Annotated in this window: 16 protein-coding genes and 6 pseudogenes; 9 read left to right on the top strand and 13 right to left on the bottom strand. The window is 57.8% G+C overall.

What is annotated here, in order from left to right; translation table 11 throughout:
- Window positions 1-165 precede the first annotated feature (165 nt).
- Window positions 166-636 carry a YybH family protein gene (locus BSG20_RS25695; protein WP_072379836.1) on the top strand — a complete coding sequence of 157 codons (471 nt, stop codon included), beginning with the start codon at window positions 166-168 and terminating at the stop codon, window positions 634-636.
- Window positions 637-733: 97 nt separating this feature from the next.
- On the opposite strand, the pseudogene BSG20_RS25690 reads toward BSG20_RS25695, so the two are convergent.
- Window positions 734-904: pseudogene (locus tag BSG20_RS25690) on the bottom strand (helix-turn-helix domain-containing protein); the annotation flags it as partial.
- Between the two features lie 556 nt (window positions 905-1,460).
- Between BSG20_RS25690 and BSG20_RS25685 the strand changes: the two are divergent.
- A complete protein-coding gene (locus BSG20_RS25685) occupies window positions 1,461-1,619 on the top strand; it encodes a LuxR C-terminal-related transcriptional regulator (RefSeq protein WP_143147532.1) in 159 nt (52 codons plus the stop codon).
- A gap of 474 nt (window positions 1,620-2,093) precedes the next feature.
- On the opposite strand, the pseudogene BSG20_RS25680 reads toward BSG20_RS25685, so the two are convergent.
- A pseudogene (locus BSG20_RS25680) lies at window positions 2,094-2,636 on the bottom strand (DUF1612 domain-containing protein); the annotation flags it as partial.
- A 221-nt stretch (window positions 2,637-2,857) separates the two neighbouring features.
- On the opposite strand from BSG20_RS25680, the gene BSG20_RS25675 reads away from it, so the two are divergent.
- From BSG20_RS25675 to BSG20_RS38940, 3 genes and pseudogenes are all read left to right on the top strand, one after another.
- Window positions 2,858-3,151 (top strand): type II toxin-antitoxin system Phd/YefM family antitoxin, encoded by a 294-nt coding sequence (locus BSG20_RS25675; RefSeq protein ID WP_072379830.1) that lies wholly within the window; start codon window positions 2,858-2,860, stop codon window positions 3,149-3,151.
- On the top strand, window positions 3,148-3,525 hold the full coding sequence (locus BSG20_RS25670; RefSeq protein WP_072379828.1) for a type II toxin-antitoxin system VapC family toxin: 378 nt from the start codon (window positions 3,148-3,150) through the stop codon (window positions 3,523-3,525). Before BSG20_RS25675 ends, BSG20_RS25670 begins: the two co-directional genes overlap by 4 nt.
- A gap of 14 nt (window positions 3,526-3,539) precedes the next feature.
- Window positions 3,540-3,650, top strand: a pseudogene (locus BSG20_RS38940) (prevent-host-death family protein); the annotation flags it as partial.
- A 249-nt stretch (window positions 3,651-3,899) separates the two neighbouring features.
- Here BSG20_RS38940 and BSG20_RS25660 read toward each other — a convergent pair.
- Window positions 3,900-5,201: an FAD-binding oxidoreductase gene (locus BSG20_RS25660; RefSeq protein ID WP_244541430.1), complete on the bottom strand. Its 1,302-nt coding sequence runs from the start codon at window positions 5,199-5,201 to the stop codon at window positions 3,900-3,902.
- Between the two features lie 199 nt (window positions 5,202-5,400).
- Here BSG20_RS25660 and BSG20_RS38935 point away from each other — a divergent pair.
- Window positions 5,401-5,496 (top strand): annotated as a pseudogene (locus BSG20_RS38935) (LysR family transcriptional regulator); the annotation flags it as partial.
- Between the two features lie 173 nt (window positions 5,497-5,669).
- Complete coding sequence (locus tag BSG20_RS37755) at window positions 5,670-6,005, top strand: LysR substrate-binding domain-containing protein (RefSeq protein ID WP_244541429.1); 336 nt, start codon at window positions 5,670-5,672, stop codon at window positions 6,003-6,005.
- Between the two features lie 698 nt (window positions 6,006-6,703).
- Here BSG20_RS37755 and BSG20_RS25650 read toward each other — a convergent pair.
- From BSG20_RS25650 to BSG20_RS37750, 6 genes and pseudogenes are all read right to left on the bottom strand, one after another.
- On the bottom strand, window positions 6,704-7,096 hold the full coding sequence (locus BSG20_RS25650; protein ID WP_072379822.1) for a cupin domain-containing protein: 393 nt from the start codon (window positions 7,094-7,096) through the stop codon (window positions 6,704-6,706).
- 8 nt (window positions 7,097-7,104) lie between these two features.
- Complete coding sequence (locus BSG20_RS25645) at window positions 7,105-8,592, bottom strand: 4-hydroxyphenylacetate 3-hydroxylase family protein (protein ID WP_072379820.1); 1,488 nt, start codon at window positions 8,590-8,592, stop codon at window positions 7,105-7,107.
- Between the two features lie 14 nt (window positions 8,593-8,606).
- Window positions 8,607-9,143, bottom strand: coding sequence for a flavin reductase family protein (locus BSG20_RS25640; RefSeq protein ID WP_072379818.1), 537 nt, complete (start codon window positions 9,141-9,143; stop codon window positions 8,607-8,609).
- A gap of 103 nt (window positions 9,144-9,246) precedes the next feature.
- Window positions 9,247-9,966 (bottom strand): GntR family transcriptional regulator, encoded by a 720-nt coding sequence (locus BSG20_RS25635; RefSeq protein WP_072379949.1) that lies wholly within the window; start codon window positions 9,964-9,966, stop codon window positions 9,247-9,249.
- Between the two features lie 398 nt (window positions 9,967-10,364).
- Window positions 10,365-12,272 (bottom strand): adenylate/guanylate cyclase domain-containing protein, encoded by a 1,908-nt coding sequence (locus tag BSG20_RS25625; protein ID WP_072379814.1) that lies wholly within the window; start codon window positions 12,270-12,272, stop codon window positions 10,365-10,367.
- Window positions 12,273-12,473: 201 nt separating this feature from the next.
- Window positions 12,474-12,685: pseudogene (locus BSG20_RS37750) on the bottom strand (damage-inducible mutagenesis protein); the annotation flags it as partial.
- Between the two features lie 432 nt (window positions 12,686-13,117).
- Here BSG20_RS37750 and dinB point away from each other — a divergent pair.
- Window positions 13,118-14,218: a DNA polymerase IV gene (dinB, locus tag BSG20_RS25610; protein ID WP_072379811.1), complete on the top strand. Its 1,101-nt coding sequence runs from the start codon at window positions 13,118-13,120 to the stop codon at window positions 14,216-14,218.
- 574 nt (window positions 14,219-14,792) lie between these two features.
- On the opposite strand, the gene BSG20_RS38480 is transcribed toward dinB, so the two are convergent.
- Together BSG20_RS38480 and BSG20_RS25605 are read right to left on the bottom strand one after the other, a co-directional pair.
- Entirely contained in the window at window positions 14,793-14,921 is a 129-nt protein-coding gene (locus tag BSG20_RS38480) for a hypothetical protein (RefSeq protein ID WP_280142213.1), read from the bottom strand.
- A 9-nt stretch (window positions 14,922-14,930) separates the two neighbouring features.
- Complete coding sequence (locus BSG20_RS25605; RefSeq protein WP_072379809.1) at window positions 14,931-15,308, bottom strand: hypothetical protein; 378 nt, start codon at window positions 15,306-15,308, stop codon at window positions 14,931-14,933.
- Between BSG20_RS25605 and BSG20_RS37745 the strand changes: the two are divergent.
- A pseudogene (locus BSG20_RS37745) lies at window positions 15,270-15,441 on the top strand (GNAT family N-acetyltransferase); the annotation flags it as partial. The gene BSG20_RS25605 and the pseudogene BSG20_RS37745 sit on opposite strands and share 39 nt — an antisense overlap.
- 102 nt (window positions 15,442-15,543) lie before the next feature.
- Here the strand turns inward: BSG20_RS37745 and BSG20_RS25600 are convergent.
- Window positions 15,544-16,068: a nucleoside deaminase gene (locus BSG20_RS25600; RefSeq protein WP_072379807.1), complete on the bottom strand. Its 525-nt coding sequence runs from the start codon at window positions 16,066-16,068 to the stop codon at window positions 15,544-15,546.
- Between the two features lie 442 nt (window positions 16,069-16,510).
- A partial coding sequence (locus BSG20_RS25595) for an ATP-binding protein (RefSeq protein WP_177309889.1) occupies window positions 16,511-16,653 on the bottom strand: 143 nt, incomplete at its 5' end.

Here is a 16,653-nt window from a genome sequence, read left to right as displayed (position 1 = left end):
CCGACACCATCGTACAATGGATTACGCCACCATCGCCGCGCATGCTGCCTTCGTCGGCTTGGCGGGACCTAGTTTCTTTGGGCGTGTTCCCGCCTTCCTCAGGTCGACCGATCGACGCCAGCAGATTGGCGTTGCCCGCCACAGTTTCCGGAAAGAGGTTTCGACATGAAGGAACGTTTTGAAGAGATCACGGGTGCAGAACAGAAGGCAGGGGATGGCGGCGCCTTGGATGCGCTGATCGAATTCTACAGGGCATTCAATTCGGCCGATATGGTGGGCCTTGAAGCGATCTGGTTCCCTGGGGCGGCTCCGAGCATGGACAACCCTATCGGTGGAATCCGTCGCGGTTGGAAAGAGATCGCGGGGGGCTATACCAAACTGTTCGGTGGCGCCGCCACCGTAAACGTCACGTTCCACGACTTCACCAGCCAAGGTGGACACGATTGGCATCTGTTCGTCGGTCGCGAACGGGGTAAGTGCCGCACCGCCAGCAACAGTCTGGATGTCGCCTTCCGAACAACCCGCTGGTTCATTCGGATGGATGGCGCCTGGAGGCAACTCCATCATCATGGCTCCGTCGAGGATCCGGAGATGCTCGCGGCCTATCAAAGCCTCATTTTCGGCAGCAGCGATTGATCACAACGCCAGCATTAGCGCTGGCGCTTTTGCTCTCGTGATGATCGTTTCCACCGGCGTCTGAACAACTTCACGCATCGACGTCGGAAATCGCCTGCCGGATCGACGCCGCACCGCCAGTGCTGATCCGCTCCAGCAACCGGCGCACCTGGCGCTCGCTCAGATCAAGAACACGCGCCGCCGACACCAGCGTCATCCGGCCGTCAACGACCTTCGACAAAACCTCGATCCGCTGCAGATCACGCTCGCTCATCGCAATCAGTCCCATCCGCAATCTCCCAGGTCATCAAAACTTGGGGAGAGTGACATTCTTACTTTGCAGGATCAGGACACTTCAACTTTGCGGTGTACAATCCATAGATCGGATAATCAACATTATGGAACTTCTGGCAGTTTTGTGTCTGTTGCTTTTGGCTGAACCGCCGCACGATGCATTTCGTGCGCCCCTCAGCCAAAGTACTCGACTGCTTTCGATCCCCCCCTCAGCGGACAGGGAGAAGCGCGCAATCGCTTCATTTAGAGATCCAACTGTATCTGACGTATAACCAAAGTATTTATCTATTGTTTTGAGAATATCGTCCATAGTTACAACGTCCCTCTATTGAGAGAGATAGAAGAAAGAACTTTGCTTAGAACCTCGGCAAAGCACGCGTAAAATCCTGCAATCAAAATCAATTCGCGCAGTATATTGGCGTCAACACTTACTTTTAGACTGAGCGTAAAGCTTGAGTAATATTCCTTGAATGGAATAAATGAGAACAAAAGAATCGAAGCGGACACAATTGTGAAGCCAATGAGAATATCTGCCGAAAAATATCTGACAAATGAAGGCCGAGGCCGATGTTGCCATGGAGATTCTCAAGGGCGACGGACGTGCGGCCGCCGGCGTCCGGCTTGGCATCACAGCCTCGACAGTCAGAGCGCATCTCAGCCACATCTTCGAGAAGACAGGCGTACGCAGGCAGGCTGAACTCGGCTGTTGATGCAGCGCGAACGGGAGCCCACGAACACTAGTGACGGATCAAAGGATCTCTCGAATGCCCTCTGAGGCGCAGGTGACAGAGAGCGCTTCAACACCTGCCCGGTAAAAGGACCGCCGTCGATGGCGGTCTGCGACGGACTCGGCTGCCGTGTGATTTGTTAGTCGACGATCGGCTAATTGCGATAACAGTTGTGCCAGACTGCCGGGGCATCTCTAACGGCTCGTCGATCGGGCGAGGCGGCCAGCTCCGTCAACACCCAGTTTTGATTCACGCATCCGCGCTCCCTAGGCAGTTGGGAAACGAACAATTCAGATTGCCGTTGGCCAACGATGACCCCTCGTTTCGCGGGCATTTGGCAGCCAGCAACAGGCCACTCACCGGAGGGCTATGCGAGCCTCATGCGGGCCGCCAACGACAACGCAGCCCTTGCGTTAGGACCTAAACCCCAACTGAGTAGCTATTCCGCGTATTGCACTACATTATGCCCCACGCTCGAAACCTCCCCCTCCCCGTCATCTCCCGCAGCCCGAGCTCGCCGACGATGCGACGGGCCGTCTGCGGCGTGACGTCGAGCACCTTCGTGACCATGGCCGCCGAGACGAGTGGTTTTGCCATGACGAGCTCGATCAGTTCCCGCAGCTTTGACGACGCGCGCCGGCCGGTCAGTTTTCGCTCCATCATCTGCCGTGCCAGCGCCAACCGATCGTACTCCTTCAGGCCGACTTCGGCGGCCGCAATCAGCCCCTGGACGATCGCCAGCAGCCGGCCGAGCCAGGGTGCATGCTGGAGCACGGCCAGTTCGTTTCAGGTGTCGAGCGCGACGATCGCCTGCAGCACTGGCGGCAGAAATTCCGACTGGCGTAGCACCGTTCGCCATTGATCAAGGCGCTCGTCTTCGTCCCAGTCGAGATCGTAGACCAGTGGATCCCGCCCCCAGACTGATGACCGGCCCGGCGCAGTCGCTTCTGCCAGCGCGGCCTCGGATCGGGCCAGTACCGCGTCGATGGCGGCAAACTCGGCGAGGCGCTACGGCGCCCTCCGCGGATTGCGTCTCGCAGGCGGCACGGCCCCTTGCCACGGAGGCTGCACAGACCGTCGGCACTGAGCGCCCAGCCGGGGATTGCGCCGCGATCGGCCGGCGATAAGTACCCCTTATCGGAAGTGATGTGTACAAGACGGTTGTACGCTCTGCCAAGCCGTGGTAGCGTGCCCAACAGTGTTTTCCGGAGGCCGACCCCATGCCGCAGACCAGCTACAAGATCAGCGAGGCCCGCAAGCATTTCGCCGAGGTCCTCGAACGCGCCAACCAGGGCGAGGAAATCATCATCATGCGCGGCACGCAAGTCTATGCCCGCATCGGTCCAGCCGACCTTGGCGGCAAACGACCGTTCGGGCTGTTGCGCCAGCACGGCCTTCCCGACGATCTCTTCGATGATCACGACACCGAACAGGCGGGGATCGACGCCGGCGACTGGAACGATGACATTGGCGTGTGGCAAGGCAAGCCTGACGATCGGGACAACCGCTCGTGAAGGTGCTGCTCGACAGCCATGCCGTCTATTGGTGGACCATTGGCAGCGATCGCCTCTCGTCGAGAGCGCGATCGCTGATCGAGGACAAGACCAATACCATCCTCGTCAGTGCCGTCTCCTTCTACGAGCTCGACAACAAGATGCGCCTGAAGAAGCTCGACCTGAAGCCGCAGGAATTGCGGGCCGCAGTGACTGCCAGCGGATTGCAGACACTCGCCATCAGCGATCTGCATGCCGAACTGGCCGCCGCCTTCGACTGGGATCATCGCGATCCCTGGGATAGGATCCTGGCGGCCCAGGCACGACTTGAACATTGCGCTTTCGTCTCGACCGATATTGTGTTCGACGCGATTTTGCATGAGCGCGTCTGGTAAGAAGGGCAACAGCGGTGACGATTTGCGTCGAAATTGCCGAGGCAGCAGAGCGACTTGAAGAATTGATCGACCTTGCCCTGCGCGACGATGAGGTCGTCAGCTGTCGTGAGGGGAACCCCGTTGCTGTCATCGTGGCGATTGCGAAGACGGGCCAGGGCAATAGTTATCGGAGCGTTGGCAACCAGACACCCCCGAACTTAGCTGCCTAACTCTGTCGCCGCAGCGTCTTTGGTCGCGAGTTCACCGAATAAGTCCAGCTTTTCGCAAGCGACGGCGGCGACGCTCTGAAACTGAAACGCCATCGAGGTGCGGGCGACAAACAAGACAGCAAGGATCGTCCAGCGACTGCGCACGGTTCCCCCACGAATTCCGAATTATCCAGGCCTGATGTTTTGGTTCAATCGGAAGAAATTGGTCGGGTCGTATTGCTTCTTGATGGCGGCAAGGCGCGCATAATTGGCGCCATAGGCATCACGCACGCGCTCATCACCCTCATCACCGAGATTGTTGGCATAGACGCCGCCGGTGGAGAATGGTCTGATCGCATTCCACAGGTCGCGCACCCAGCGCATATTTGCCTCGTCATCGGCCGGATTGTCCCAGATGGCGATCGGGAAGCAGTCAAGGGCCGCATCGCGATTTGCATAGGGCGAGTGTGACGCGGGCACGCGAGCGATTGCTCCGCCGACCTGCTGGAAAACTAGCAAGGATGAGTGGTTGGGAGCCCCCGCGTAGCCGTCGAGCAGCGCGTCGATCGCACCATCGCTGATCTCACGCAGGAACTGCGCTTTCCAGTAATAGCGTCGCCCGCGTGGAAAAAGGCTGTCGCCCGCCGATTGAATCTGAAGATAAGGAATGGCTTGAAGGCGGCTTTCGATAGGGTGTCCGAATTTCATCAGCGGTGCGATGATGGATTCGCCCGCTTCGGGTGCCCCGCCATAGCAAGCCGAGATGGTGAAGGCACGGTCGCCCGAGGGCAGTGTGACTAGCGCGGCATCGACGCTGACCTCGTCCGGGGCGTCACGGGAGAATTTGTCGTAAAACCGCATAGCCTCGCGCCCATGATTGTAGGCGTGAAGCACCGAGCCCACGAGAAGGGTCGGGCCAAGCGGGTGCAGCCGGTATTCGAACGCCGTCACTATGCCGAAATTGCCGCCGCCGCCTCGCAAGGCCCAGAACAGTTCGGGATGCTCGTCGATGCTTGTGCGCAACAGTTGTCCGTCAGCCGTGACCATTTCTGCAGCGATCAAATTATCGCAGCTCAGACCGTGCTTTCGCCCGAGCTTGCCGAAGCCTCCACCGAGCGTGAGGCCGGCAATGCCGGTGTCGCTGTTGACACCCATGGTCGTTGCAAGACCGTGGGCTTGTGTGGCTGCGTCGAACTCGCCGAGGGTGAGACCAGCTTCGGCTCTGGCGATGCGGCGCTCGGGATCGACGACCATCTTCTTCATGCGCGATAGATCGATCACCATCCCATCGTCGCAGACGGACAGACCGGCGACGTTGTGGCCGCCACTGCGAACTGCCACGAGACAGCCTTGTGACCTGGCATAGGTCACGGCATGGACGACGTCATCAGGATCGGCGCAAAAGACAATTGCAGCGGGGCGTTTATCGATCGCCCCGTTCCAGACCGCCCGCGCCTGATCGTAGGCAGCATCTGTCGGCAAAATCACTTCGCCCCGTAAGCACGACCGTAGCTGTTCGATCGCCGTACTCGAAGAATCGGATCGGCCCAATAGCGCATCGGTCTGTCGTGGGATCTCCATCGTTGTCGCCCTCGGTTCCAACAGGACTACTGTCTCACAGGGACCCACCTTCTGCAAAAGCGAAATCCTTAGCACTAGATGAGAGGAATTCATCTACACTGCTGACATGAGAAACTGTCCGCCCCTGCGCGCCTTGCATGCCTTCGAGGCCGTCGCTCGGCACGGCAGCTTCAAGGCCGCCGCGGTGGAGCTCGGCGTGCCGCGCCCGCTCGTGCTGACGAGTGCGGGAGCGCGCCTGTTTCCTATCCTGTGCAACGGCTTTGATCTTCTCGCTGGCTCCCTTGCGGCAGTCGCCGAGCCGAATGTTCAAGCGCCATTGCGGGTAACAAGTCCGAACGCTTTCGCGAGCCGATGGCTGGTGCCCCGGTTACCGAAATGGCGAGAGGCCAACCGGCCATCCCGCTGGAGATCATCGGGACGGACGCGCTGCTCGATCTGCGCGCCGGCGCTGCGGCTGTGGCGATCCGCTACACACGGCGTCCGCCTTTGGGCTTTGCCGCTCAGGAGGTGTGCCGCGATTCCTTTTTTTCCATTTGCAGTCCCCTATTGTTGGCAAGCGACGGGCGAGCGATCGAGCGTGCTGCTGATCTCCTGCGTTATCCGTTGATCCATTTTGACTGGATGAACCGGGATCCGGACGCTCCCACCTGGTCCCGGTGGCTAGCGACGGCCCGTTCAATCGATCCAGAGCTGATCCCGGACAAAGCCTGAGATTTGAGCTTCCGCGAGGAACTGCATGCGATCGATGCGGTTGTCGCCGGGCAAGGCATTGCGATCTGCAGTGAAGTCGTGGTCGGCCGTGAACTGGAAAACGGCTCGCTCGTCCCTACCGGGCTACAGTTTTTGTGTCGTCTGAATGCACCACAGTCCGCGATCCGCGGTGAGAGTCCTTCCTGGCATGGATGAGAACCGCTGCATGAGACTGTCGAACCCAGGATGAGGCGGGCAGGGTTTGTGATCTGATGCAGGCAAGCAGCACTCATCGCCTGACGGGCGCCGTGGCCGGGCGGGGCGGCTATGCCTAAATCGCGAGAAGCAGGTGGTGAGAAGGACGCCCTGACTTCAGCAAATTTCGATCTGCTTCCGAATGTCATTTCAGAGGGCCTATAGCGTAGAGTTCTCATCATCACGCGAGACGCCCCGCCGAAGCAGATTTCCTGGTGGCGAGCGCGGCCACGGAGCGAATGCGGAGCCGGATAAGACCGCGATGGCCACCTGCCATGATGACTTCCCCAGCGAACGGATTCTAAAAACCCGTCCGCTTCTTGCGTAACTAAGTCTATCGTGGGCGCAGGTTTCTTTGGGTCAGTATCCCGCCCGGTCGAACTGTCCGCTATTAACATTCTGCGCACCAAAAGCTGTCAATCAGCTTCCGGCGCTGCAGCCATCCAGCACAATCTACAGGTTCATCATAGCGCAGGTGGGCCGGAATAGTAGTGAAACTCAAGCAACAAACATCCTGTCTCCGACCTGAAAGGGCCGTGATAGACCCCAGGTGGCCGGCAGGCATAGGTATTGGACGAGAAGCTCGACGCACGCTGGGCATCATCTGCTCCGCCGACGACGAGATCCCCCGAGATCAGGTATACCTCCTCCCAATAGTCATGCACGAACGGCATTGTTGTATACGCGCCCGGTTTGAATCGAAGCAGTCGCGTCCGATTTCCTGTCATGTGGTTTTCGTCGAGACTGCCCGCAAGTATCTTTTGTTCGATCTCAAGGGGATAGCCGGGAGGCGAATGCCAGCCTTCGTCATCCATATCCACGGAATGGAATTCCTTATGCTCTTTCTGGCTTGTCATGGAACACCTCAGGCGGCTACAGGGTTTGCCTTGACGATTTCGTCCTCAAGCGCATAGCTGTCGAGCATTTGATCGACAAGCTGCGTGCAGCGATCCCAATCGAACGTCCGGAAGCTGTGGCCCTTGGTCACAAAAGCAGCGCCCCCATAAAACATTTCGTATTGCGTGTGGCGCGATGCAAATTCCGATCCGACTGCATCCCAGGCGAGCTTAAAAAATTTCACACGGCCCTCCGAGGAGGCGACGGAGGATTGCTGCGTTTTCCCGATCAGATCACGCAGTTCACCATTCGCGAAGTCCGAAACCGAAGATGGCAACATGATCAACCCGCCCCCCGCCAGCTCGCGCAGGGTCACCATAACCTGCGCATAAAGTTGCTGGGTCAAGACCTGGGCGGAGTACAGGGTGTGCGCGTCTGGAATGAAGTATGCGCCGTGCATTCGGCCCTTCACTTCCATCGAATGAACGAGCGCGTCCACCATGGTGTTATGCGCGGCCAGAGTACCCAGTGTTTCCTTCACTTGAGGAAAGTTGATGACACCGTTTGTTTCCGCGATTCGCTTAGCGATGCCGACAAGGAATCGCATCTTCACCATCAGGCGTATCTGGGCTTGATAATTCTGATAGACGTGGGCCGGCGTGGCGTGAAACTGGTTCAGGGTCATTGCGATGTCCTGATTAACGAATACGCGGTCCCACGGCACTTTCACATCGTCGAAGTAAAGGACCGCGTCGTTTTCATCGAAGCGGCTGGCGAGCGGATTGTCGAAAACACTCGTCGCGCTTTCCTCGTATGACTTGCGAGAGAGGATCTTCAACCCCTTGATATTCATAGGCACCGCGAACGAAACCGCATAGCGCTCATCTCCCTCGCGAAGAGGCTGAATACAGGTCACAAGCACTTCATTTGCCATCACGCCGCCGGTTGCCAGCATCTTGGCACCGCGGATGGTCAAGCCATCGCTGTCCTGGTCGACCACGCCCGCGGTGAGGAACGGGTCCTGCTGTTCGCTCGCGGCTTTTGACCGATCGGCTTGAGGATTGATGATGACATAGGTGAGATAAAGCTCATTGTCGCGGGCATATCGATAATAGTCGGCAAGGGCAGCGGCGCGAGCGGCATCATAGGCCCTGAATACCTCGATCCCCATATACATGCCTGAGATGCATGAGGCGACGTGATCCGGCGCACGGCCCAGAAAGCCGCCATGGAGTTCGGTCCAAGCCTCGAGTGCCTTGCGGCGTTCCACAAGATCCGCATAGCTATGCGGCAGCTGCCAAATCCGGTTGGCTCGTTCTCCGCCCGCCTCCGGCACTTCGAACGTCATGAGTTCCAGATTGTCGATACTGGACTGAAAATCGTAAAGCATTCCAATCGATCGAACAGTCTGCCGAAAAGCGGTATGGGCTGTGATATCTCCGGCCAACAGACCGTTGATGTAGACCTGCCTGCCGTCCTTCAGCATCTCGATGTGTGTTGCCCCGGTCTTGATCATGTCCCTCTCCCTCGTCAGTAGTGAATGTCGAGCGGCCAAAGTGGCGCAACGAATTCGGTCGACTGCAGCGCTGCATAGCGCCCCTTGCTGAACACAAGCGGCATCCGATCAACCGACGACGAGAAGCTCTTCACCTCCGCTATAAAAAGTGTATGGTCGCCGCCGTCATACTTGGCCCAGGGGATGCACTCGAAAACGGCGGCAACGCCAGGCAGCAAGGGTGCACCGAATTGCCCGTGCGCGAATCTCGTTCCTTCCCATTTGTTTGAAAGAGACTTCGCGAACCGATTGGAAATTTCCTTTTGGTTTTCAGCCAATACATTAACCGCGTAACCCTCGGCCTTCTCCCATAAGGAGAGGCTTGCAGCCTTGCGATCGATGCTGAAGAGGATGAGAGGTGGATCGAGAGACAAACAGTTGAAAGAACTCATGGTCATGCCAAGCCGTTCAAACTCCGCTGTACAGGTCACGACGCAGACGCCGGTGGGAAACTGGCCCAACGCTTGCCGAAACGCCTGTTGATCGAAAGCTGTTTTCAACTCGGGGCCCATTTCTCGCTCCTTTCCATTCGAATGGTCAGGGAGGAGAACCGCTTTGGCTGCGCCTACTTCCAGACCTCAGGCCACCACTCAAACACTCGTACAGTCATTTTCATCAAAACCGACTTCCGCGCGAGTCTGCTGCGCTGCGCACCCAGCCTGCAGCTATCGGCATTCGCATCGCTAGCAAGGTATTGGTCAAGTGCACGGCTATTGAACCCGCAGCGCGTTCAGGATCGCCAGAGCGTATCGCTTCGACGATGGCAGCATGCTCGGCCAACACAATACGGATGCGCTCCTCGGAAGCAGCGATTGCATGCAATCCCATGCGCAACTGGCGATCCCGCAGAGTTTCATAAAAATCCGCCAGTATTGGATTCCCGGCAGAGCGCACGATCGTACGGTGAAATTCTCGGTCGCACTCGATGAACGTCACTGGGCTTTGCTCCAACTCCGCTTGCCGGCTCACGAGCCGGTCCAACTCCGCTGCCAGAGACTCGCCTAACAAGGCCGCACGTCGCACGCACCAATCCTCCACCAGCCCTCTGGCCTGCATCACGGACTCGACATCGGCTTCAGTTATCGCGGCTACGTATGCGCCCTTCTTGGGCACAATCCGTAGAAGCCCGTCCGACTCCAGCCTCAACAACGCCTCCCGCACGGGCGTCCGTGACGTTCCAGTCGCACGGCAAACCTCAGCCTCTGTAACGAAAGTTGCTTCATGACGCGGTAACGTCAGGACATGTTGCTTCAACCATCGGTAAACGACATCCTGAGCTGCCTCGGCTGGCGGCTCAATAATAGCGAAGTGTCCACTATCTTGTAATCGCGTCATGAACAACATGTATACATGCTGTTCACATTTATGCAAGTATCTTTCCGCGACAGGCCAGGCGCACGGCCGTGCAATCCTCCGATTTCGTTGATCAAGTGCCTTGCGCCACGCGGCATCGTCGGACGTGGCTGCGAAGGTCACGGCCGCGTTGTGATCAAAGAATCCAGCGGCGTCGAACGTCGCTGGATTCTTCGTTAAGCGTCCGGTGAAGCAGACAGTGCGGTGGTGAGCCGCTGGGTGTGGATGGAGCGCCGGACGAGATGAAACTGGGCACCACTATTGTTACGCCTATTGATTTCTAAAATCACTTCCCGGAGCCGAGGGTCTACTTTGCGCCGCATCTGGGCTTTCGCGGTCAGTGAAACGAAGGTCGCGTTTCGGACCCTTCGAGACGATTGTCATCCGTGGCCGCCATTTTTCGGCGAAGCACACTCCGGCAGGCGCAGCGGCTTCTCGATCTTCGCGAGCTCGTCTGCCTTGGCACAGTCCGGGAAGCCGGCGAGCCGCATGGTTTCGATCAACCGCTGGCGCTCCGCTTCATTGAATCCGGGCTGATTGACAAATCCCTCGACCGTCAAATTGGGAAACCGGTTGATTGCGTTCGTTAATGAAGCCTTCGCCTCTTCGCTTCGACCAAGAGCTGCAAGCGCGCCGGAACGCATCACCCACTGCCCCCTTCCATAGCTTTCCGGCGTCACGCGGCCAAGCATTCGAAGCGCATTCTCATACCGGCCCGCCATGAAGTAGGCGTAAGTGAAAATCCTGGCGCTCCACATCGGAAAACCGGGGTTGAGACTGACCGCCTTGTCTACCAGTTGCGCGCCGCGCTCAGGATCGCCGAAGGTCGAGGCCCAACCAATGTAAAAAGTCAGAACTTCAAATTGGCCGGGAGCAAGGCGCAGCGCTGTGTCGAACTCTGCCTTGGCGTGCTCGAATTCGCCTCTGTCACCCAGAGTGATGGCATAAACAGCATGCGCCTCGGCATCACTCGGATCGAGCTGCAAGGCGTGTTCGGCAGCCTCGATAGAGAGAGCCCGGTTCTTTTCGGGTTCGACGCCGAGGTTGGACAAGAATCCATGGGAATGGCTAAGTTCGACCCAGGCGCGGGCAAGGCCGGGGTCCAGTTCGACCGCGCGGTTGAGCAGCCTGACGGCCTCCTCGACATCCGCCTGATTGACTTGCTCGAGTTTTTCGGTGCCGAGCAGATAAAGTTCGTAGGCATTGAGATTCTCGGGCGGCTTTCGGTGGGCGGTGATGCGGCCCGCCTCCTGGACCAAGCCTGCGCCGCCGCCGAGGCGGTTCGAAATCTGCTCGGAAATTTCGATCTGGATTGCGAACAAGTCCTCGTCCGGCCGGTCCCAGCGCTGCGACCAAAGATGTTTGCCCGTTTTGGCGTCGATGAGCTGCGCCGTAATCCTTACGCGGTCAGACTGACGCTGGATGGAACCCTCGACCACAAATCCTGCGCCAAGCGCCTTACCCACTTCACTCGGCACGGCTGGTTTGTCCCGGTATTGGTCAGTCGAGTTACGGGCGATCACATGGAATTCAGGGAACCCCGCCAGATCGGTGATTATGTCCTCGGTGAGGCCATCGGCGAGGCGTCCGGTCGCCACGTCGCCGCCATAGTTGTCGAACGGCAGCACCGCTACCGACGGTTTGCCACTTACTGTCACAGTCGGCCAGAATTGCCAGACCGTCCCGGCCAAAACCAGAATAAGGACTGGCACCGCTGCTGCTGCCCAAACCCAGCGCGGAGGCAATGACGGCGCTGGTTGGCGTGGGGCTTGTCCCTCAAGGATGATGCGGAAGGCCTGCACCGGTTCGGCGATATTCTTCACCTTCTGCTCGCCCATCGGCTCGAAGCCGAAAGCCAGCTTCTTCTCAACCTCCCTGGCGACCTTTCCCGAAACACAGATTCCGCCCGGGTCTGCCAGCTGCTGAAGCCTGGCCGCGACATTGACGCCCTCGCCATACCGGTCCTCGCCCTCAACGATCACCTCGCCGAGATTGATCCCGATCCTGACCCGGATCCGCTGGTCCTCGGGAACGGCGGCATTCCGTTCGGCCAGCCCGCGCTGCAGCGAGACGGCGCATTCCACGGCGTCCACCACGCTGCCAAATTCGGCGAGCATCCCGTCGCCCATAAGCTTGAAAATCTGGCCGTGATGGCGAGCAATCTCCGGCTCAAACAGTTCCTTGCGTCCCGCACGAAGGCGCTCGAATGTGCCAGCCTCGTCGCGCTCCATCAGCGCGGAATAGCCCACGACATCAGCAGCGAGGATGGCGGAAAGCTTGCGGTCCATTGGTTCGGTCTCACCCCACAGGATTATAGGACCGGTCGCACTTAAATGAAACGACAGCGCTTCTGAGGAACCCGCGTTTCATCCAACACTTCTACTGAACGCCGCAAGCAGTCCTCCAGTGTGGAATGCCCATGTGAGTTCGTTTGTTCGTGCACCTTTCGCAAGTCGCTTGCACTGTGAAGACAGTCGTCGAATGCGGCCCCACAGGGCTGCGGCTGCTCCGTCGACCGTACCTGCCCCGCCACCAGCGAACTCATGGATTGCCCCGAGGGACAGTCCGCCATTCGGCAAATGATCATCAATCTCGCGGACGCCGAACGGTGAGTCTGCTTCTGGCGTACCTAATTGCCTTCGAGGTGCGATATGCGTTCTCGAGGCTCGGTGATGACAGGGTTTGCGCTCACTTGCGCCATCTGTGGCCTTCGTCAAAATCAGGATTCCATCTCGTCCAAAAGCGAGTATGTTCTACATTTGTTTCTTTCTGAAATTCGAGTCAACGGTCGTGTTTCGGGTGGATTATGAACGCAGTCCATCCACAGCGACACAAGCTAGAGTAACCGCGGGCGATCCACAGGGCGCATGATATCTTAGGATGATAAAAAATTCCTGCGACGAAGCAACGCTCCGAGACTATCGGGGGGCGCTCATCACAATCGAATGCAGTGCCTGCGATCGGAGAACTGATCTTGATCGGAAAGCTCTGGTGAAACAGTACGGAGCCAGTCTGCCCTTCCGTCAACTCAGGCGGCGGCTTACTGTCGGCTGCCCTCGCATGAACAGCGCAGACGGTATTGATCGTTGCGTGGCCCAGTTCTCCTGCTTACTCCCGGATGCGGAAATGCGCGATGACTGATCACATCGAGAGCTTGCCTGCGGAGCGTCCGCGCAAGATTATCCATGTCGACATGGATGCCTTCTACGCCTCAGTGGAGCAGCGTGATAATCCGGAGCTTCGCGGGAAGCCCGTCGCGGTCGGTGGATCGGAAGCACGCGGTGTGGTAGCGGCTGCAAGTTACGAGGCTCGCAAGTTCGGCGTCCACTCGGCCATGCCGTCGGTGACGGCCAAGCGCAAGTGCCCTGACCTTATCTTCGTGAAGCCGCGCTTCGATGTGTACAAGGCCGTATCGGCACAGATTAGGGAAATCTTCGCCGAGTACACGCCCATAATCGAGCCGCTATCGCTCGATGAGGCCTATCTCGACGTAACCGAGAACCTCAAGGGAATTGAGATCGCCACCGACATCGCCCTTGAAGTCAGAGCAAGGATCAAGGCGGCAACCGCGCTGAACGCCTCTGCCGGTATCTCGTACAACAAGTTCCTGGCCAAGATGGCGAGCGACCTGAACAAACCGAATGGCCAGGCGGTCATCACGCCGAAGAACGGGCCGGCATTCGTGGCTGGATTGCCTATCACGAAATTCCACGGCGTCGGCCCGGCGACCGCCGACAAGATGCATCGCCTCGGGATTGAGACCGGAGCCGACCTACGGAAGAAGGAGATCGAGTTCCTGGTCCGGCATTTCGGCAAGTCCGGGCCGTACTTCTATGGCATCGCCCGCGGTATCGACGAACGACAGGTCAAGCCAGACCGGGTGCGCAAATCCATCGGAGCGGAAGACACCTTCGCGCAGGATATCCACGCCTACGACCCAGCAGTGGACGGTTTGAAGTCGTTAATCGCTAAGGTCTGGCGTCACTGTGAGGCAAACAGCATCACGGGCAAGACCGTCACACTCAAGATCAAGTACGCCGACTTCACGCAGATCACCCGCGCCAGGACGATTGGTCAAGCGTTCCGATCTGCAGACGAAATCAAGGAGACAGTTTGCGTCCTGCTGGAATCCGTCTTTCCGACCCGGAAAGGGATACGCCTCCTCGGTGTGACCCTCTCCTCGCTGGAGCGCCAGGCCGACATGTGCATTGAGCAACTAGCACTGAAGCTGTGACAAATCTCAGCATAGTGCCGTTGCCACCTACTTTCGTCGTTACCACGCGGTACGGGCAGTACCCAACGCGAACGTATGGAAAGACGATACATGGGCGACGTGGGTTTTCGCCGACACGACACAGTTCCCTGGACAGCTAAGTTTGTGCTGTGCCAAGTGTTTCAGCAGTTCCTCGACATTGCGCTTTTCAGTAAGCGGAAATGTAAAAGTCATCCAAGTTCCTCCAAACAGCAGACCTCGCCAGCCATTTAAGGTTTGAATTCTTCCGCACCGCAACAAGAATTTTTTAATGAAGTAATTAAAATCGATTAGGATTTGAATTCAATATTTTAAAATCGATTTAAGAACTTATGGACCTGAGAAGCGACCAACTCAACCGCACCATCGTCGCGGCGGTGTCTGCGCTTCAATGCAGGTCAATTGGTGCTAATTCCCGCCAATGCGGCACACGGGTTCACAAATGTTGGAGATTGTCATCTCAGGGTCCGAGCTGCGCTCGCGGCGGCATATTTCGAGGCTTGGTACGGCAGCCCACCGACCAGCACGGTCCGGTCTGGCTACCGCAGGCGTTTCGTCAGAGTTGGGCCTCGTTGATCGGCACGCATGAGGCGGCGGTAAGCTTGCCATCCACCACCGATGTATTCTCTACCACGACTTGTTTCAGGTTGAGAGCTACCCCCTGGTTTTCAACCCAGTCTGTCATTGGTTTGCCTTATTCACTATCACTCCATTCTTTCGGCGCGTCTTGACGACAGCCATCTCTCAATCGGCCGGCAAATGGACGCAAAACATCATCGACTAGAACATCAACGGGCTGTCCGTTCTTTTCGGTAAACAGGGCTTCGAACGCATTTTCGAACCGATCTGCAAAGGCTGGCAGGTACGTCATGAGAGTTCTTGGCAACGCTTTGCCGCTTGCACCCCAATGGCCTCGTGCACGCAAGGCGAAATCGGCAAGTTCGGTGTAGAGAGACACACCGGTCGCGAGCCATTCATGGCTCGGCGCCTCAGGTTTCAAAGCCATCGCAAGGTCAGTAATGACATATCGGCGATGGCGGATCGCGAGATCGTTCCCATTGCGGCAGAACATGTGGAGAGCTTCCATGCGGCTCTAGACATGGTAGCGCGGGAGCGAAGATTTCTGACCATGCTGGAAGCGCTTCCCCTTGCGCAACTTTGTCCTCGGCATGATCGACAGGCGCAATCCTCAGTTTGTCGCCGTTCTCTAAGGCCGTATGGCACTGATGCTCGATGAACGCGTCTACCCACGGCCGCGGGCTGCTTCCGCGCGATCCGGAAGAATGCACTCTCCGATTTCACTGCCCTCAGTTTGCTGAGTTCAGTTCGGCGTATACTGCGGCCTGAAAGTGCTGTGCGCCGCCCTGCCGCCAGAACGCCTCAGTCGTGTTGTCAAGGAACTCCTTAAACAGCCTGCAAGCATCGAGGCGGCGGACCCCTCCCTCAACCGCTACCTGCCGCGAAAGGTGGCGCGGCGGGGCTGGTTCAAGTCTCGTGGCCCCACAGCCTCCATAGTCATCAGTCATCGCGAACACCACCCGCGTTACGGGAAGGTGGAGAGTGGTGCCAAAACACATGACGCAGGGTTCCAAGGTGGTGTACAGGGTCAAATTCTCAGCACGTGCGTAATTATAGTCGCCTACAAAAACCTTGTGATACAGGTTCATTTCAGCATGGCTCAGATGGTTGGACGCCATAGTTTTATGGGCGCGTCCGACAATGCGTGTTCCAGCGGCGAGAACTGCGCCAACTGGAAAGACGCCTTGGTATAAGGCGATGCGAGCCTCAGCTAACGCGTGATCCATCATACGTTCGTCGTCGCTCAATGGCATGGGGTGATTTCCGTTCTAGCCTCTTGGTTGCATGGAGAATAAGGGACGCAGCGTATGAGGCCAAGAGATTCCGTGGCCTTAGTGCCGCCCTTTGTGGACCTCCAAGACGCACGCACCGATTGCCGAGATAGCAATCGTTTGCTACCATTGTACCCGGAAGCCTATCCAAACCTGCTGCCGGGTTGAAGGGCAATTATGGCATTGAGGACGACCCTTTTCACAAGTTCGAAGTGTAATCGGCGGACTTCGACAGAACGATGGATCGTCTCATGTTCCATGCTACAATCAGACTCGAGCCTCCAATATTGCTGCGTTGTGCCGATTCCGATGAAGCCGCCCCCAATTCCGAGATGATTGCGCCCCCGGATTCCGGGATGATCTCGCCCCCCTGAGGCTGGGGTCCTGCTGGCAGTGATTGTTGTCAGTTCATTCGTGTAGCGAGTCAAGATTTCCGGCGCTGATTTCGCCGCAAGCTTTCCCCGGATAGGTTTATGCGGTGGGCGTTATGAACGAGGCGATCGAGGATGGCATCGGCATAGGTTGGATTGCCGATGATCTCATGCCAGGCTGATACTGGAAGCTGAC

It is taken from the genome of Rhizobium tibeticum, assembly GCF_900110205.1.
In the GTDB taxonomy this organism is placed as follows: Bacteria; Pseudomonadota; Alphaproteobacteria; order Rhizobiales; family Rhizobiaceae; genus Rhizobium; species Rhizobium tibeticum.
The sequence above is the reverse complement of the archived record's forward strand: the minus strand, read 5'-3'. Positions and strand labels throughout refer to the sequence as shown.

What these genes read in the sequence shown, in the direction of transcription:
- BSG20_RS25695 (WP_072379836.1), top strand. Translation starts at nt 166, where the DNA reads ATGAAGGAACGTTTTGAAGAGATCACGGGTGCAGAACAGAAGGCAGGG.
- BSG20_RS25685 (WP_143147532.1), top strand. Translation starts at nt 1,461, where the DNA reads ATGAAGGCCGAGGCCGATGTTGCCATGGAGATTCTCAAGGGCGACGGA.
- BSG20_RS25675 (WP_072379830.1), top strand. Translation starts at nt 2,858, where the DNA reads ATGCCGCAGACCAGCTACAAGATCAGCGAGGCCCGCAAGCATTTCGCC.
- BSG20_RS37755 (WP_244541429.1), top strand. Translation starts at nt 5,670, where the DNA reads ATGGCGAGAGGCCAACCGGCCATCCCGCTGGAGATCATCGGGACGGAC.
- BSG20_RS25650 (WP_072379822.1), bottom strand. Translation starts at nt 7,096, where the DNA reads ATGACAAGCCAGAAAGAGCATAAGGAATTCCATTCCGTGGATATGGAT.
- BSG20_RS25645 (WP_072379820.1), bottom strand. Translation starts at nt 8,592, where the DNA reads ATGATCAAGACCGGGGCAACACACATCGAGATGCTGAAGGACGGCAGG.
- BSG20_RS25640 (WP_072379818.1), bottom strand. Translation starts at nt 9,143, where the DNA reads ATGGGCCCCGAGTTGAAAACAGCTTTCGATCAACAGGCGTTTCGGCAA.
- BSG20_RS25635 (WP_072379949.1), bottom strand. Translation starts at nt 9,966, where the DNA reads ATGACGCGATTACAAGATAGTGGACACTTCGCTATTATTGAGCCGCCA.
- BSG20_RS25625 (WP_072379814.1), bottom strand. Translation starts at nt 12,272, where the DNA reads ATGGACCGCAAGCTTTCCGCCATCCTCGCTGCTGATGTCGTGGGCTAT.
- dinB (WP_072379811.1), top strand. Translation starts at nt 13,118, where the DNA reads ATGACTGATCACATCGAGAGCTTGCCTGCGGAGCGTCCGCGCAAGATT.
- BSG20_RS38480 (WP_280142213.1), bottom strand. Translation starts at nt 14,921, where the DNA reads ATGACAGACTGGGTTGAAAACCAGGGGGTAGCTCTCAACCTGAAACAA.
- BSG20_RS25605 (WP_072379809.1), bottom strand. Translation starts at nt 15,308, where the DNA reads ATGTTCTGCCGCAATGGGAACGATCTCGCGATCCGCCATCGCCGATAT.
- BSG20_RS25600 (WP_072379807.1), bottom strand. Translation starts at nt 16,068, where the DNA reads ATGCCATTGAGCGACGACGAACGTATGATGGATCACGCGTTAGCTGAG.